This is a genomic window from Streptomyces sp. SirexAA-E (assembly GCF_000177195.2).
Classification (GTDB): Bacteria; Actinomycetota; Actinomycetes; order Streptomycetales; family Streptomycetaceae; genus Streptomyces; species Streptomyces flavovirens.
Genome location: NC_015953.1, coordinates 410918 through 425773 on the forward strand (window position 1 = coordinate 410918; position 14856 = coordinate 425773).

A 14856-nucleotide genomic window follows, 5' to 3' on the forward strand; every position below is an offset into this window, starting at 1 on the left:
GCGTGCCCCGGGGGACGTCTCGTCCCCCGGGGCGCACGCGGTGCTACACGCCGGAGAGGAAGGGCGTCGCCCCGGCCTCCACGCGCAGGACGGCGACCTCACGCGGCGGCAGGACCAGACCGCCGCCGGCCGGTGCGGGGCCGGTCAGGGCCTCACCGTCCACCGCGTCGAACTCGACGGGCTCGTCCGTGCGGTTGACAAGGAACCAGTAGGCGTGGGTGCCGTCCGTCCGTACGGTCGCCTCCACCCGTCCCCGCGCGCCGGCGGGCAGTTCGCTGACCACTCCGGCGCCGGACAGCAGGGTCTCCAGCACACCGGTCAGCCCCTGGCTGCCGAGCCGGGTCGACAGGTAGGAGGCGGAGCCGCCGTCCGCCGGGACACGCCGGGTCAGGGCGGGGCGCCCCGCCTGGTCCCCGGTCTCGTAGCGTGCGAGGACCGTGACCTCGGGATCGGTCACCTCGATCCGGTCGGTCCACAGGGTGCCGGTCAGGCCGTTGTCGAGGCGTACGTCCGCGTCTTCGAGCAGGGGGCCGAACTCCTCGATGCGGATGCCCAGCAGGTCGCGCAGCGCCCCCGGGTAGCCGCCGAGGTGGACGTGGTCGTTCTCGTCGACGACACCCGAGTAGTAGGTGGTGGCGAGGTGGCCGCCGCCGCGCACATAGGCGTCGAGCCGGTCGGCGAGGTCCTTCGGGACGACGTGCAGGACGGGGGCGGCGACGAAGTCGTAGCCGGTGAGGTCGGCCGCCGTGGTGACGACGTCCACCCGGACGCCCAGGGCCAGGAAGGCGGAGTACCAGTCGAGCGCCTCCTGCCGGTAGCGCAGCAGGGAGGTCGGCTGGGAGTCGCGCTCGACGGCCCACCAGGAGTCCCAGTCGTACACCAGCGCGGCCCTGGCCGGCTCCCGTACGGAACCGGTGACCGGGGTGAGCTCCCGCAGCGTCCGGCCGAGGGCCGTCACCGCGCGGAAGACCTCGCTGTCCGGGCCGGCGTGGGGCACCATCGCGGAGTGGTACTTCTCGGCGCCGGCGGCGGACTGGCGCCACTGGAAGAAGCAGACCGCGTCGGCTCCGTGGGCGACGTGGACCAGGGAGTCGCGGGCGAGTTCGCCCTCGGTCTTGGCGACGTTGACGGTCTGCCAGTTGACCGCGCTGGTGGAGTGCTCCATCAGGAACCACGGCCTGCCGTGGGCGATGGAGTGGGTGAGCGCGGCGGAGAAGGAGAGTTCGTCCAGTCGCTGGGGGCCGGGGTGCGCGTAGTGGTCGTTGGAGACGAAGTCGATCTCGTCCGCCCAGTCCGGGTAGTTCATGCCCTTGGTCTCGCCCATCACCATGAAGTTGGTGGTGACGGGGACGTCGGGGGTGATGCGGCGCAGGACGTCGCGTTCGGCCCGGAGGTAGTCCTTGAGCGCGTCGGACGAGAAGCGCTTGAAGTCGAGCTGCTGGGTGGGGTTGGCGTGGCTCGCGGCGAGGCGCGGCGGCTGGATCTGCTCCCACTGACCGTAGTACTGCGACCAGAAGGAGGTGGCCCAGGCCCGGTTGAGCTCGTCGAGCGTGCCGTAGCGGGTGCGCAGCCAGTCGCGGAAGGCCTGGGCGGCGTCGTCGGAGTAGTCGTAGATGTTGTGGCAGCCGAGCTCGTTGGAGATGTGCCAGGCGACCAGGGCGGGGTGGTCCGCGTAACGGGTCGCCATGGCCTCCACCAGCCGCAGGGCGTACGCGCGGAAGACCGGTGAGGTGGGCCGCCAGTGCTGTCGCGCTCCCTGGGAGAGGGTCTCGCCGGTGCGGGTGACCGGGAGGATCTCCGGGTGCAGGGTGGTGAGCCAGGGCGGCGGCGAGGCGGTGGCGGTGGCGAGGTCCACGGCGATGCCGTTGTCGTGGAGCAGGTCGAGCACCTCGTCCAGCCAGGCGAAGTCCCAGCGGTCCTCGGCCGGCTGGAGACGGGCCCAGGAGAAGATCGCGACGGAGACGACGGTGACACCGGCCTCGCGCATCAGCCGGACGTCTTCCTTCCACACCTCGCGGGGCCACTGCTCCGGGTTGTAGTCGGCCCCGTAGGCGAAGCTCGCCGGGCGGTCGTCGGAGGGCGGGCGCAGCCAGCGGCGCTCGGAGGCGGGGGTCATGATGATCCTCTCGGATACGGGGGTTGCGAGTACGGCACAGGGCGGTCGCCCGCGGGCGACCGCCCTGTGCCGGTTCAGTGGCGGGACGTCACTTGTTGACGTCGAAGCCCTGTTCTGTGCCGTAGTCGACGGCGGCCTTCTGCCACTCCTTCAGGCCGTCGGCCAGCTTGGTGTCGGAGACGTAGGCCTTGCCGACGGAGTCGTTGAAGATGGAGTTGGCGTACACCTGGTAGGGCAGGTAGGACCAGTCCTCGGGCACCTGGGCGGCCGACCGGGCGAAGATCTCGTTCGCCTTCTGGCCACCGAAGTACGGGAAGGTGGTGTCGAGGAACGTCGGGGAGGCCAGGTCCGCCGTGGTGGCGGGGAAGGCTCCGGCCTCGATGCGGGCCTGGACGCCCTCCGAGTGGTTGGCGTACTCGTTGAACGCGTACGCCAGGTCCTTGTTCTTGCTCGCCTTCATCACCGCGAGGGAGCTGCCGCCGTTCTCGGAGCTGACCTCGTCGCCCTTCTTCCACTGCGGGAGGGCGGCGGCGCGCCAGTCACCGGAGGCCGACTCGACGCCGGAGACGAAGTTGGCGGGCATCCAGGCGCCGGTGGCGAGGGTGGCGATGGTGCCGTCCGCCAGACCCTTGTACCACTCGTCGCTCCAGGAGCTGATGGGCGCCAGCAGCTTCTCGTCGATGAGCTTCTGCCAGACCTTGGTGTAGGTGGTGACGCCCTTGTCGTTGGTGAGGTCGACCGTGATGTTGGTGTCGCGGTTCTTGAACGGGGTCCCGCCGGCCTGCCAGATCATGCTGGTCGTGAACCCGGCGTCGCCGGTGTCGTTGGCTATGTAGGCCTTCGGGTCCGCCGCGTGCAGGGCGCGGGCCGCCTCCAGGTACTCGTCCCAGGTGGTGGGGACGGCGATCTGGTGCTTGTCCAGGACCTTCTTGTTGTAGAAGAGCGCCATCGGACCGGAGTCCATGGGCAGCGCGTACACGGCTTCGTCGACGGTGACCGCGTTCCACGGGCCCGGCGAGTAGTCGTCCTTGAACTTGTCCGCGCCGTAGCGGCTCAGGTCCTCCAGGGACTTGCCGAGGGCGAACTGCCCGAGGGCGTAGTACTCGACCTGCGCGACGTCCGGGACCCCGGATCCGGCCTGCACGGCGTTCTGCAGGGCGGTGTACTGGTCGTTGCCGGTACCGGCGTTGACCAGCTTCACCTTGACCTTCGGGTACTCCTTCTGGAAGTCGCTGACGACCTGCTTCAGCGTCGGTTCCCAAGCCCACACCGTGATCGAGCCACCCTCCTTGAGGGCCGCCCGCAGATCACTTCCCGATACGGCCTTGTCCGAAGCGGCTTCCTCGGAGGACCCGCACGCGGTGAGGCTCAGCGCGGCCGCGCACAGCAGGCCGACGCCACGCATCGCGCGTCTGGTCATGGTTCTCATATCGTTTTCACTCCGTTGTGGTGAGGGTGGTGCACGAACCGTCGAGCGTCCGCGCCACAGGGTGCGGAAGGTGGAGAGGGTGGAACACCGCACCGGCCGAGCGCCGGGCTAACCCGGTCTCGCAGCGCGGAGATTGGGTGGCCGGGGACGGGATCATCCCTTGACGCTGCCCGCCGCCAGTCCGGACTGCCAGTAGCGCTGGAGCAGCAGGAAGGCGAGGACGAGCGGCACGATCGTCAGCAGTGACCCCGTGATGACCAGGTTGAAGACGGGCTGGCCGCCGGCGGTGGAGGCCTGCTCGTTCCAGGCGTTCAGCCCCAGCGTCAGCGGGTACCAGTCCGGGTCCTTGATCATGATGAGCGGCAGGAAGTAGTTGTTCCACGTCTGCACCATGGTGAACAGCAGGACGGTGACGATGCCCGGCGCCAGCAGCGGGAGCGCGACGCGGAAGAACGTCCGCAGCTCGCCGGAGCCGTCCACCCTGGCCGCCTCCAGGAGTTCGGTGGGGACGGCCTCGGCGGCGAACACCCACATCAGGTAGAGCCCGAACGGGGATATGAGGGACGGGATGATGACGGACCACGGCGTGTTGGTGAGGCCCATCTTGCTGAACATGAGGAAGGTGGGCACCGCCAGCGCGGTCGCGGGCACGGCCACCGCGCCGATGACGGTGGCGAACACCGCGCGCTTGCCCGCGAAGTCGAACTTGGCCAGGCCGTAGCCGCCCAGGACAGCGAGGAAGGTGGCTCCGCCGGCTCCCACCACCACGTACAGCAGGGTGTTGAGGAACCAGCGGACGAAGATGCCGTCGTCGTAGGTGAGGGTCTGGGAGATGTTGTCCCAGAGGGCGAAGTCCCCGCTGAACCAGAGGCCGAAGGAGTCCAGGAGGTTCTTCTGCGTCTTCGAGGCGTTGATGACGAGCCAGACCAGCGGCAGGAGCGCGTAGAGCGCGGTCAGGCCCATGAGCACGGTGAGCAGGACGCTGCGGCGCGGCCGGTCGGGCGAATGGCGCCTGCGGGGGGCACGCCGGGACGCCGGGGCGCGGTGGGTGGTACGCCGGGTCGGCTCGGCGGTGAACGAGGGTGCGGTCATCGCTCACGCCTCCTTTCGCATGCCGCGCAGCTGGACCGCGTAGGCGATGATCATCGTGACGACGCCCATGACGAGGGAGACGGTGGCCGCGTAGTTCTGCTGTCGGCCGGAGAAGGACAGCGTGAAGGTGTAGAGGTTGGGCGTGAAGTAGGTCGTGATCGCGTTCGGCGCCAGGCTCTTCAGGATGCTGGGCTCGTTGAACAGCTGGAAGCTGCCGATCACGGAGAAGATCGTCGCGATCACCAGGGCCCCGCGGATCGCGGGGATCTTCACGGCGGTGATGATCCGCCACTGCCCGGCGCCGTCGATCTCGGCCGCCTCGTAGAGGGACTTGGGGACGACACGCAGCGCCGAGTAGAAGATCAGCATGTTGTAGCCGATGAACTCCCAGGTGACGATGTTGCCGATGCTGGCCAGCACCAGGGAGGGTGAGAGCGGGTCGGGCAGGGACACGCCGAGGGCGTCGTTGATGTTCCCGACCAGCCCGAAGCGGGTGCCGTAGATGAAGCCCCACATCAGGGTGGCGACGACGGCGGGTACGGCGTACGGGAGGAAGACGGAGATCCGGAAGAAGCTCTTCCCGTAGAGCCTGCCGCTGTCGAGCGCCAGGGCCACGAGCAGCGCGAGCCCGAGCATGACGGGCACCTGCACCGCGAGGAAGAGGACCACCCGGCCCACGGCCGCCCAGAACTGGTCGTCCTCGAAAGCCCGCTGGAAGTTGTCCAGGCCCACGAACGAGGTGCCGCCGACCAGCTGGTCCCGGAAGAAGCTGAGGTACAGCGAGTAGGCGATCGGTGCGAGGAAGACCAGGGCGAACACGGCCATGAACGGACCGACGAAGAGCCACCCGATCCGTCCGCGCCGGGAACGGGAGCCTCCGGCTGGTGGGCGGCGTCCGGTCGTGAGCGGCGTAACGGCCGTCATGGGTACTCCTACTGGTCCGGCGTTGAGCATGGCCCCGGCCGGAGGGAGACACCGGACATCGTGGAGGCGCTGTGCTTGAGAACCGATGTTTACGTAAACAGCAATCGGTGAAGTGATGTTTACACGTCTGCTCGGCGCACCGTCAAGGCGAGGATTCCCTCCGCCCGCCGAAGAGTTGCGCCCTCCACCGCCCGGCCTCGCCCCCTCCCGGGTGACGCCGCCCGGGCCGGTCGGCGTGGAGCGTCCGATAGTGGTAGAAATGCCGGTGGTCCGAGCCCTCGCCGGCGCCCCGGCACGAGCCGCACGCGGTGCGGCGACAGGGCGGGAACCGATCGACACACCCCCGGACGACCGCGGTGGAAGACGGCCCGCGGCCGGGACGGCGCCCTGCGCACGCGGCGAAAGGCTCACCACACCACGACGGAGGCACAGTGCACGGACAGGAACCAGCCATGGAACGGCCATCCCGCAGGGAAGCCTCCATGGCCGACGTCGCCCGCCTTGCCGGTGTCTCCTCGCAGACGGTCTCCCGCGTGTCCAACGGGCACTCCATGGTCTCGGAGGAGACCCGCCGGCGCGTCCTGTCCGCCATGAAGGAGCTGAACTACCGGCCCAACAGCGCGGCGCGGGCGCTCAAGAGCGGCAGGTTCCGCACCCTCGGCGTCGTCCTGTTCACCCTGGCCACGACCGGCAACGTCCGCACTCTGGAAGCCATTTCGGCCTCCGCCGCGGACGAGGGATACGCCATCACCCTGCTGCCCGTGGCGACCCCCACCAGCACGGGGGTCAGGGGTGCCGTCACCGTGCTCGGCGAGCAGGTCGTGGACGGTATGATCGTGATCATGGAAGTCCACCTCCTGGACGCCGCCATCTCCCTGCCGCCGAACACCCATGTCGTGGTGGCCGATTCCGACGCGGGCGACCGCTACAGCGTCGTGGACACCGACCAGTCCGGCGGTGCCAGGGCAGCCGTACAGCACCTGCTGGACCTCGGGCACCACACGGTGGCGCACGTGGCCGGCCCGGCGGAGTCGTTCGCCGCACAGCGCCGTGCCGTGGCCTGGCGGCAGACCCTGGAGGAGGCGGGACGCCCCGTTCCGCCTCCGGTGGACGGCGACTGGTCGGCGGTCTCCGGCTACGAGGCCGGTCTCACGCTGGCGGCCGATCCCTCCGTCACCGCGGTCTTCGCGGCCAACGACCAGATGGCGCTGGGTGTTCTGCGCGCTCTGCACGAGCGCGGCAGGCGCGTCCCCGAGGACGTCAGCGTCGTGGGGTTCGACGACATCGCCGACTCCGCGTCGTTCTTCCCGCCGCTGACCACCGTCCACCAGGACTTCGCGGAGATCGGCCGGCTGTGTGTGGACGGTGTCCTGCGGCAGATCCGCAACGAGGCGGCGGAACGCGGCACGACGCTGGTCCCGACCCGCCTGGTCGTCCGGTCGAGCACGGCCCCGCCACCGCGCTGAGACGGCCGCCTCGACGGCTTCCCACCTGTCTCACCCGCACCCGCGGACCGGCCGCACAACCCCACCGCCACCACCCGCAGCCGCCCGACAGCCGGTCCGCGGGCCCGCAGGAGGGCCCCCGCAGGGTGACGAACGCCTTACGGGGCTCCCCGACGGCACCCCGCACGTTCGTCACGCGAGGAGACACTCCGGAGGGCCCCCGCCCACGGCGGGCGCGCGCCCCAGGCGACGGTGCACCCGCCACGGCGGGCGCACCGCCACATGACCGGCCCCGAGGGCAGGCGCACTGCGCGTGACGGCGCCGCCCCAGCCCGTCCTGCGCTTGAGGACGGACCCCGCGTCCCCGCGCGGGCCCCCCGGTGAAGGAGCCGTCAGCCACGCCCCGGCAGGTGCGGGAAGCGCAGTTCCGTCCGGCTGCGGGCCGTCTCGCCGGGCCGCAGGACGGTCGAGGGGAAGTCCGGCCGGTTGGGCGCGTCGGGCAGGTGCTGGGTCTCCAGGCAGAGGGAGCCGTGCCGTTCGTGGCGGCGGCCGGTGCCGTCGGTGAAGGCGCCGTCGAGCTGGTTGGCGGTGTACACCTGGATGCCCGGCTGGGTCGTCCACACCTCCAGGACGCGGCTCTCGTCCGGCGCGGTGAGCCGGGCGGCACGGCGCAGGCCATCCGCCCCCGTGGGCTCGCGCAGCACCCAGCAGTGGTCGAAGCCACCCGCCGCGCGCAGTTGTCCGTCCTCCCGGCCGAGCCGTTCCCCGAGCACGCGGGGCTCGGTGAGGTCGAAGGGCGTGCCCTGGACACCGGCCGGCGCTCCGAGCGGGATGCCGTCGCCGTCCACCGGCAGATAGGCGTCGGCGTCGACCTGGAGACGGTGGCCGAGGACGTCGCCGTAGCCGGCCAGGTCGAAGTAGGCGTGGTTGGTGAGGCTGACGACGGTGGCGCGGTCGGTGACGGACTCGTAGTCGACGGCGAGCGTGCCGGCCGTGTCCAGGGTGTAGGTGACGGTGGTGTCCAGCGCGCCGGGGAAGCCCATGTCGCCGTGGGGACTGTGCAGGGTGAGCCGGACGGACGCGGTGTCGTCCGTGTGGTCACCGGTGGCCTCCCACACCTTGGTGTGGAAGCCGTCGGGGCCGCCGTGCAGGGCGTGGCCCCGGTCGTTGGCGGGGACGTGGTGCTCGGTGCCGTCCAGGGTGAAGCGGCCGTGCGCGATGCGGTTGGCGTAGCGCCCGACGACGGCCCCGAAGTAGGGGTGCTTCGCCGTGTAGTCGTCGATGCCGGTGAGCGACCGTACGACGCCTCCGGCGGTCCCCGAGGTGTCGGGGACGGTGAGGCGGTGCAGCGTGGCTCCGTAGGTGAGTATCTCGGCCCGGACCCCCGCCCCGCTGTCGAGGGTCCACAGGTGGGTCTCGGTTCCGTGGGCGGAGCCGAAGGGGGTGCGGTGCACGGTGGGGCGCGGCATCAGTGGTCCTCGGTATGGCCGGATCGGGGCCGGGGCGTGGTGGATTCGCGGACGACGAGACGGTAGCCGGGGCGCGGTCTGCGGGGTTCGGCGGCGGCCTCGCCGGAGAGCCGTTCGACGAGGCTGTCGACGGCGAGGCGGGCGATGGCCTCCTTGTCCGGCGAGATGGTGGTGAGTGTGGTGGTGGTGTAGCGGCTCTCCTCGATGTCGTCGAAGCCGACGACGGCGATGTCCTCGGGGATGCGGTACCCGCGTTCGGTGAGGGTCCGCATCGCGCCGATGGCGATGAGGTCGTTGTACGCGAACACGGCGTCGGGCCGCTCGCCCCGGTCCAGGAGGGCCGCCATGCCGGTGGCGCCGTCCTCACGGCCGTAGCCGTCGGTGACGACGACCAGGGACTCGTCGGGTTCGAGGCCGGCGGCGGCGAGTTCCTCGCGCCAGCCCCGCAACCGCAGGTGCGCCGGCTGGCGTTCACGTCCGGTGCGCGAGCCGAGGAAGGCGATGCGCCGGTGGCCGAGGCCCAGGAGGTGGCGTACGGCCTCACGGGAGGCGGCCACGTTGTCGATGGCGATGTGGTCGTAGGGGGCCTCGTACTCGCGCTCGCCGAGCAGCACCAGGGGCGCCGTCTCGGTGCGGGCCATCAGGTCCTCGGTCTCCAGATGGATGGGGCTGAGGATGAGGCCGTCGATCACATGGGACCGGAAGCCCTGGCTGACCAGGAGTTCCTTCTCCCTGAGGCCGGCGGTGTGATCGACCAGGACGGTGTAGTCGTGCCGGGCGGCCGCGTCGACGACCTCACCGGCGAGCTCGGCGAAGTACGGGTTGCCGAACTCGGGTACGGCGAGGGCGATGATGCCGGTGCGGCCTTTGCGCAGGTGGCGTGCGGTGAGGTTCGGCCGGTAGCCGAGCTCGTCGATGGCCCGCTGCACCTTGGCCCGCATGGCGGGTGTGACGTGCTGGTAGTTGTTGACCACGTTGGACACGGTCTTGATGGACACGCCCGCCCGTTGCGCAACGTCCTTGAGGCTGACGCCCACGGCACTCCTTGGTTCGGCTTGACTCGGTGGTTCGGCTCCGCACGGCGGCCGCGTTCGTCACGTGGTTCTGCGACTGCGCGCCAGGTAACGCTGGGCCACCACGACAACGATAAGGAAACCTCCGCTGACGACCGACTGGTACGAGGAGTTGAGCGAGCCGATCTGGTTGATCAGGTTCTGGATGACGGCCAGCAGCAGGACGCCCCAGAGCGTGCCGCTGATCGAGCCCGCGCCGCCGATGAGGAGGGTGCCGCCGATGACGACGGCGGAGATCGCGTCGAGTTCCATGCCGACGCCGATGATGGTGACGCCGGAGGACAGCCGGGCGGCGTTGAGGGCGCCGGCGAGTCCGGCCAGCAGGCCGCTGAGGGTGTAGACGAGGATCTTCGTACGGGCGACGGGCAGGCCCATCAGGGTGGCCGCGTCGCTGCTGCCGCCGACGGCGAACAGCGTCTGCCCGAACGAGGTGCGCTGAAGGACGAGTCCGCCGGCCCCGAACAGCACCAGGGCGATGATGATCGGGTAGCCGAAGCCCCAGACGCTGCCCTGCCCCAGCTCGCCGAAGGCGGAGTCCTTCGGGACGAGGTAGGTGGTGGCGCCCTCGTCGGTGAGGGCGAGGAGCAGTCCGCGGGCGCCCAGCAGGGTGGCGAGCGTGATGATGAAGGGGGCCATGTTGCCCCGCGCGATCAGGAGCCCGTTGAGCAGGCCGATCGCGCCGCACACCACGAGGGGGACGAGCAGCGCCGCCAGGAAGCCGTACTGCGAGGCCCAGGCCGCGAGTACGCCGCCGAGGGCGAAGACGGAGCCCACCGAGAGGTCGATGCCGCCGGTGATGATGACCAGGGTCATGCCGAGGGCGACGACGGCGAGGAAGGACGCCTGGATGGTCACGCCGCGGGCGTTGTCCAGCGAGGCGAACGTCGGGTAGATGAAGGAGGCGGCGATCACGACGATCAGCAGGACCGCCAGCACGCCCTGGCGCTGGAGGAGTTCGGCCGCGCGTTGTCTGCCGGTCGGGCGGGAGGTGTCGGCGGGGCGGGTCTTGGGTCCGCCGCCGGGCTGCGCGGCGGGTGTACGCCGGGCCGGGGCCCGGACGGCGGGGGCGGGTGTGGTTTCGTTCATCGGGACCGACGCTCCCGGGCGACGTAGACGGCGGCGACGATGATGGCCGCCTGGGCGATCTGTGCGGTGGAGTCGGGCAGGTCGTGCTTGACGAGCGTGGCGCGCAGCAGCTGCATCAGCAGGGCTCCGGCCACGGTGCCCAGCACCCGGACGGAGCCGCCGTTGAGCGGCGTGCCGCCCACGACGACCGCGGTGATGGCGGAGAGCTCCATGAGGGTGCCGAGCGAGGACGGGTCGCTCGCGGTGAGCCGTGCGGTGGCGAGGATCCCGGCGAGCGCGGCGAGGACGCCGCACAGGACGTACACCCCGATCAGCACCCGCTTGACGGGCAGTCCGGCGAGCGCGGCGGCGGAGCGGTTGCCGCCGACGGCGACGATCTGCCGGCCGAACGTGGTGCGCTGGACCAGGAAGGCGACGGCGACGGCGAGCAGTCCGGCGATCCAGACGACCAGCGGGACACCGAGGAAGGAGCCGGTGCCCAGCGACAGCAGGTCGGGGTTGACGATCTGCTTGAGCTGGCCGTCGGCCATGACCAGGGCCAGTCCGCGTCCGCCGACGAAGAGGGCGAGGGTGGCCACGATGGGTTGCAGCCCGACGAGCGAGACCAGGGCTCCGTTGACCGCGCCGACCACCGCGCCCGCCAGGAGGGCGACGACCAGGGCGGGCACCAGCCCGTATCCGAGGTAGAGCGGGAGGAAGGCGGCGGCCAGGGCCATGGTCGAGCCGACGGACAGGTCCACACCCTCGGTGCCGATGACCAGGGCCATGCCGAGCGCCACGATGACGATGGGGGCGACCTGGACGAGCTGGGTGCGGAAGTTGTCGGCGGTCATGAAGTGGTCGGTGAACAGGGCGTTGAAGAGCAGTACCACCGCCACGGCCACGTAGACGCCGTACTCCTGGTACCAGGCGGGGTCGCGCAGCCGGGCCAGCGGGGAGGCGGGCCGGTCGGGCTTCGCGGGGTCCTCGGGCCGCGCGGGGCCCGGGGAGGGGGAGACGGCGGCCTGGGTCATCGGGGGTCCTCCTCAGCGGCCGGGGCCACGTCCTGCCGCGCGGGGGCGGCCTCGGCGCCGGGTGGTACGGGGTCGTCGTGCCCGCCGGACGCGGGGCCGGGGTCCGGGGCGGGAGTGTGGTCGGCGAGTACTTCGAGCAGCCGGCTCTCGTCCACCTCGTCGCCCTCCAGCTCGCCCGCGACGGCACCGCCGCGCAGGACGACGATCCGGTCGGCGCCCTCGATCAGCTCCTCGATGTCGGAGGAGATGAGGAGCACGGCCAGGCCCTCCCGGGCGAGGTCGTCGATGAGGCTCTGGACCTCGGCCTTGGCGCCGACGTCGATGCCGCGGGTCGGCTCGTCCAGCAGCAGTACCTTGGGTTCCAGGCAGAGCCAGCGGGCCAGCAGGACCTTCTGCTGGTTGCCGCCGGAGAGCTCGCCGACCTTCTGCTCGGGGCTGGACGCCTTGATCCGCAGGCGTTTCATGAAGATGTCGACGATCCGGTCCTGCCTGGCGCGGGAGACGACACCGGCGCGGGAGAGCCGCGGCATGGCGGCCAGCACGATGTTCTCGCGTACGGACAGTCCGGGAACGATCCCCTCCGCCTTGCGGTCCTCGGGCAGCAGGCTGATTCCGGCCCGGATCGCGGCGGCCGGCGTGAGGCGCTTCAACGGGGTTCCGTCGACGGTGAGTTCGCCCGAGTCCAGTGGCAGCGCGCCGGACAGGGCCTTCGCCGTCTCGCTGCGCCCGGAGCCGAGGAGCCCGCCGAGGCCGAGCACCTCGCCCGCGTACAGCGACAGGGACACGTCGTGGAGCTGGTGGCGGCTGGAGAGCGCCGTGGCGGTGAGCACCGGTGTACGGGCCGCCTCGTGTCCCTCCGCCGTGAAGCTGGTGACGCCCTCCCGGCGGACCTCGGCCAGGTCGCGGCCGAGCATCATCGACACGAGCTGCATCCGGTCGAGGTCGGCCAGGTCGCCGGTGTGGATGTGCCGGCCGTCGCGGAGCACGGTGACGCGCTCGCAGACGCGGTAGAGCTCGTCCATGCGGTGGCTGACGTAGAGCACGGCGATGCCCTGGGCGCGCAGGTTGTCGATGACCCGGAACAGGGTCTCCACCTCGCGCGGTTCCAGCGACGAGGTGGGCTCGTCCATGATGACGACCTGGGCGTTGACCGAGACGGCCCGGGCCAGGGCGACCATCTGCTGGGTGCCGATCCCGAGGGTGTGCAGCGGGCGGCGCGGGTCCACGCGTACGCCGAAGCCGTCGAGCAGTTCGGTGGCCTCGCGGTACATCCGGGCGAAGTCGATGAGGCCCAGGCGGTTCCTGGGCTCGCGGCCCAGGAAGATGTTCCGCGCCGCGCTCATCAGCGGGACGAGGTTGACCTCCTGGTAGATGGTGGAGATCCCAGCCTGCTGGGCCTCGAACGGCCGGGCGAACCGGACCGGTTCGCCCGACATCCGCAGCTCTCCCCCGTCGGGCCGGTACACGCCGGTCAGCACCTTGATGAGGGTGGACTTGCCCGCACCGTTCTCGCCGACCAGCGCATGGGTCTCACCCGGGCGCAGGGAGAAGGAGACGTCGTCGAGGGCGACGACACCGGGGAAACGCTTGCTCACCGAACGGGCTTCGAGCACGGCGGAGCGCTCGGGCCCGACGGCCGCCTCCGGGGGCTGAGGTTCTGCTTCGGGTGGTGCCATGAGTGGTCTCGGCCTTCCGCTGTTCCACTGTTCGTAGGGGCGGGCGGCCCGGGGGCCGCCGTGGGCCGGTGCGGGCGCCACGGCGGCCGGGGCCGTCGGTGGATCGGGTCAGAACGCCCCGCCGAGCGATTCCTTGGCGTTGGTCTCGTCGTAGGCGCGGTCGGTGATGATGACGTTCTCGGGGATCTCCTCGCCGCCGTAGAACTTCTGGGCGGTGGCGAAGGCCAGCGGGCCGAAGCGCGGGTTGGACTCGATCACCGCGTTGTACTCGCCGTTGACCAGGGCCTGGACGGCGTTGCGGGTGCCGTCGACCGAGACGACCTTGACGTCCTTGCCGGGCTTCTTGCCGAGGGACTTGATCGCGGTGACGGCGCCGAGACCCATCTCGTCGTTCTCCGCGTAGACGGCGTCGATGTCGGGCTTGGACTGGAGGAGCTGCTCCATGACCTGCTGGCCCTTGTCGCGGGCGAACTCACCGGTCTGCTGGGCGACGATCTCGATCCCGGGGGCCTCGGCCTTGATCTGGTCGACGAAGCCCTTGGTGCGGTCGGTGGTGACGTTGTTGCCGGAGGCGCCGAGGAGGATGGCGACCTTGGCCTTGCCGTCCGTCGCCTTGATCATCGCGTCGGCGGCCCGCTTGCCCTGCTCGACGAAGTCGGAGCCGAGGAAGGCCACGTAGTCCTTGCAGGCCGTGGAGTTGACCTTGCGGTCGACGGTCAGGACGGGGACCTTCTTGGCCGCGGCCGCCTTCAGCGCGGGCTCCAGACCGTCGGAGTTGAGCGGCGCGATGATCAGGAACTGGGCGCCCTGGGACAGCATGTCCTGGATGTCGCTGATCTGCTTGGACAGCTGCGACTGGGCGTTGGTGGTGAGGAGCTTCTTGACGCCGATCTTCTTCGCCTCGTCCTTGATGGACTGCGTCTCGGCGATGCGGAACGGGTTGGCCTCCTTCTCCGACTGGGAGAAGCCGACGATCGCGTTCTTCAGGTCCAGCTTCGGGGCGCCGTAGGTCGTCAGCGAGCAGCCGGAGCCGGAGCTGGACTCGGGGGTCTCGGCCGCCTGGGCCCCCTGGCTGCTGTCACCGCCGGCGTTGTCCGACGTCTCCGACTTGGAGCAGCCGGAAGCGGCCAGCGTGGCGGTGGCGGCGAGCAAACAGGCCGCGGCGAGGGTACGGGATCGACGCTGGGTCATCATGCGCGGGACGCTCCTTGGCGGGATGACGGCACGCCGGTCGGCGTGCGGTCGGGCATGGCTGGACGGTGCATCGGCCGCTCGGCGGCAGATGGCGCTGCGCCCCTCACGACCCCGTCGCGAGCTGCGCGAACGGCGGTCATGAGGGCCTGTGCGGCCTCTCGGCGGCTCGGTTTACAACGTTATATAGGCGGGTCGGCACGGGCGGCAAGAGAGTTGTCGCCGCGTTTCCAAAATGTGTCGCGCCGGGCGGCCCCCGGCACCGGGATCACTTCGCACCAGCTGTCGCGCCTCCTATGGACAGGGACTTGACGGCGTGCTGTCATACCGCCGACGCCAGTT

At 70.7% G+C, this 14856-nt stretch carries 11 protein-coding genes; 1 reads left to right on the forward strand and 10 read right to left on the reverse strand.

Annotated elements, in window-relative coordinates; all coding sequences use genetic code 11:
• Window positions 1-43: 43 nt before the first annotated feature.
• From SACTE_RS01740 to SACTE_RS01755, 4 genes are all read right to left on the reverse strand, one after another.
• Window positions 44-2116 (reverse strand): beta-galactosidase, encoded by a 2073-nt coding sequence (locus SACTE_RS01740; RefSeq protein WP_014044302.1) that lies wholly within the window; start codon window positions 2114-2116, stop codon window positions 44-46.
• A gap of 88 nt (window positions 2117-2204) precedes the next feature.
• Window positions 2205-3545, reverse strand: a complete 1341-nt coding sequence (locus SACTE_RS01745; RefSeq protein WP_014044303.1) for a sugar ABC transporter substrate-binding protein — start codon at window positions 3543-3545, stop codon at window positions 2205-2207.
• A gap of 153 nt (window positions 3546-3698) precedes the next feature.
• Window positions 3699-4637, reverse strand: coding sequence for a carbohydrate ABC transporter permease (locus SACTE_RS01750; protein ID WP_014044304.1), 939 nt, complete (start codon window positions 4635-4637; stop codon window positions 3699-3701).
• Window positions 4638-4640: 3 nt separating this feature from the next.
• Window positions 4641-5561, reverse strand: coding sequence for a sugar ABC transporter permease (locus SACTE_RS01755; protein ID WP_014044305.1), 921 nt, complete (start codon window positions 5559-5561; stop codon window positions 4641-4643).
• Between the two features lie 452 nt (window positions 5562-6013).
• Here SACTE_RS01755 and SACTE_RS01760 point away from each other — a divergent pair, with 452 nt between their 5' ends.
• The gene (locus SACTE_RS01760) at window positions 6014-7027 is read left to right on the forward strand and encodes a LacI family DNA-binding transcriptional regulator (RefSeq protein WP_014044306.1); all 1014 of its coding nucleotides are present in this window, start codon (window positions 6014-6016) and stop codon (window positions 7025-7027) included.
• A gap of 371 nt (window positions 7028-7398) precedes the next feature.
• Here the strand turns inward: SACTE_RS01760 and SACTE_RS01765 are convergent, their stop codons facing one another.
• The 6 genes from SACTE_RS01765 to SACTE_RS01790 form a co-directional block, all read right to left on the reverse strand.
• A complete protein-coding gene (locus SACTE_RS01765) occupies window positions 7399-8475 on the reverse strand; it encodes an aldose epimerase family protein (RefSeq protein WP_014044307.1) in 1077 nt (358 codons plus the stop codon).
• The gene (locus SACTE_RS01770) at window positions 8475-9512 is read right to left on the reverse strand and encodes a LacI family DNA-binding transcriptional regulator (RefSeq protein WP_014044308.1); all 1038 of its coding nucleotides are present in this window, start codon (window positions 9510-9512) and stop codon (window positions 8475-8477) included. Before SACTE_RS01770 ends, SACTE_RS01765 begins: the two co-directional genes overlap by 1 nt.
• Window positions 9513-9569: 57 nt before the next feature.
• The gene (locus SACTE_RS01775; protein WP_014044309.1) at window positions 9570-10634 is read right to left on the reverse strand and encodes an ABC transporter permease; all 1065 of its coding nucleotides are present in this window, start codon (window positions 10632-10634) and stop codon (window positions 9570-9572) included.
• Entirely contained in the window at window positions 10631-11647 is a 1017-nt protein-coding gene (locus SACTE_RS01780; RefSeq protein ID WP_014044310.1) for an ABC transporter permease, read from the reverse strand. Before SACTE_RS01780 ends, SACTE_RS01775 begins: the two co-directional genes overlap by 4 nt.
• On the reverse strand, window positions 11644-13323 hold the full coding sequence (locus tag SACTE_RS01785) for a sugar ABC transporter ATP-binding protein (protein WP_014044311.1): 1680 nt from the start codon (window positions 13321-13323) through the stop codon (window positions 11644-11646). The genes SACTE_RS01780 and SACTE_RS01785 overlap by 4 nt, the downstream gene beginning before the upstream one ends.
• Before the next feature lie 108 nt (window positions 13324-13431).
• Window positions 13432-14517 (reverse strand): ABC transporter substrate-binding protein, encoded by a 1086-nt coding sequence (locus SACTE_RS01790; protein ID WP_014044312.1) that lies wholly within the window; start codon window positions 14515-14517, stop codon window positions 13432-13434.
• Between the last annotated feature and the right edge of the window lie 339 nt (window positions 14518-14856).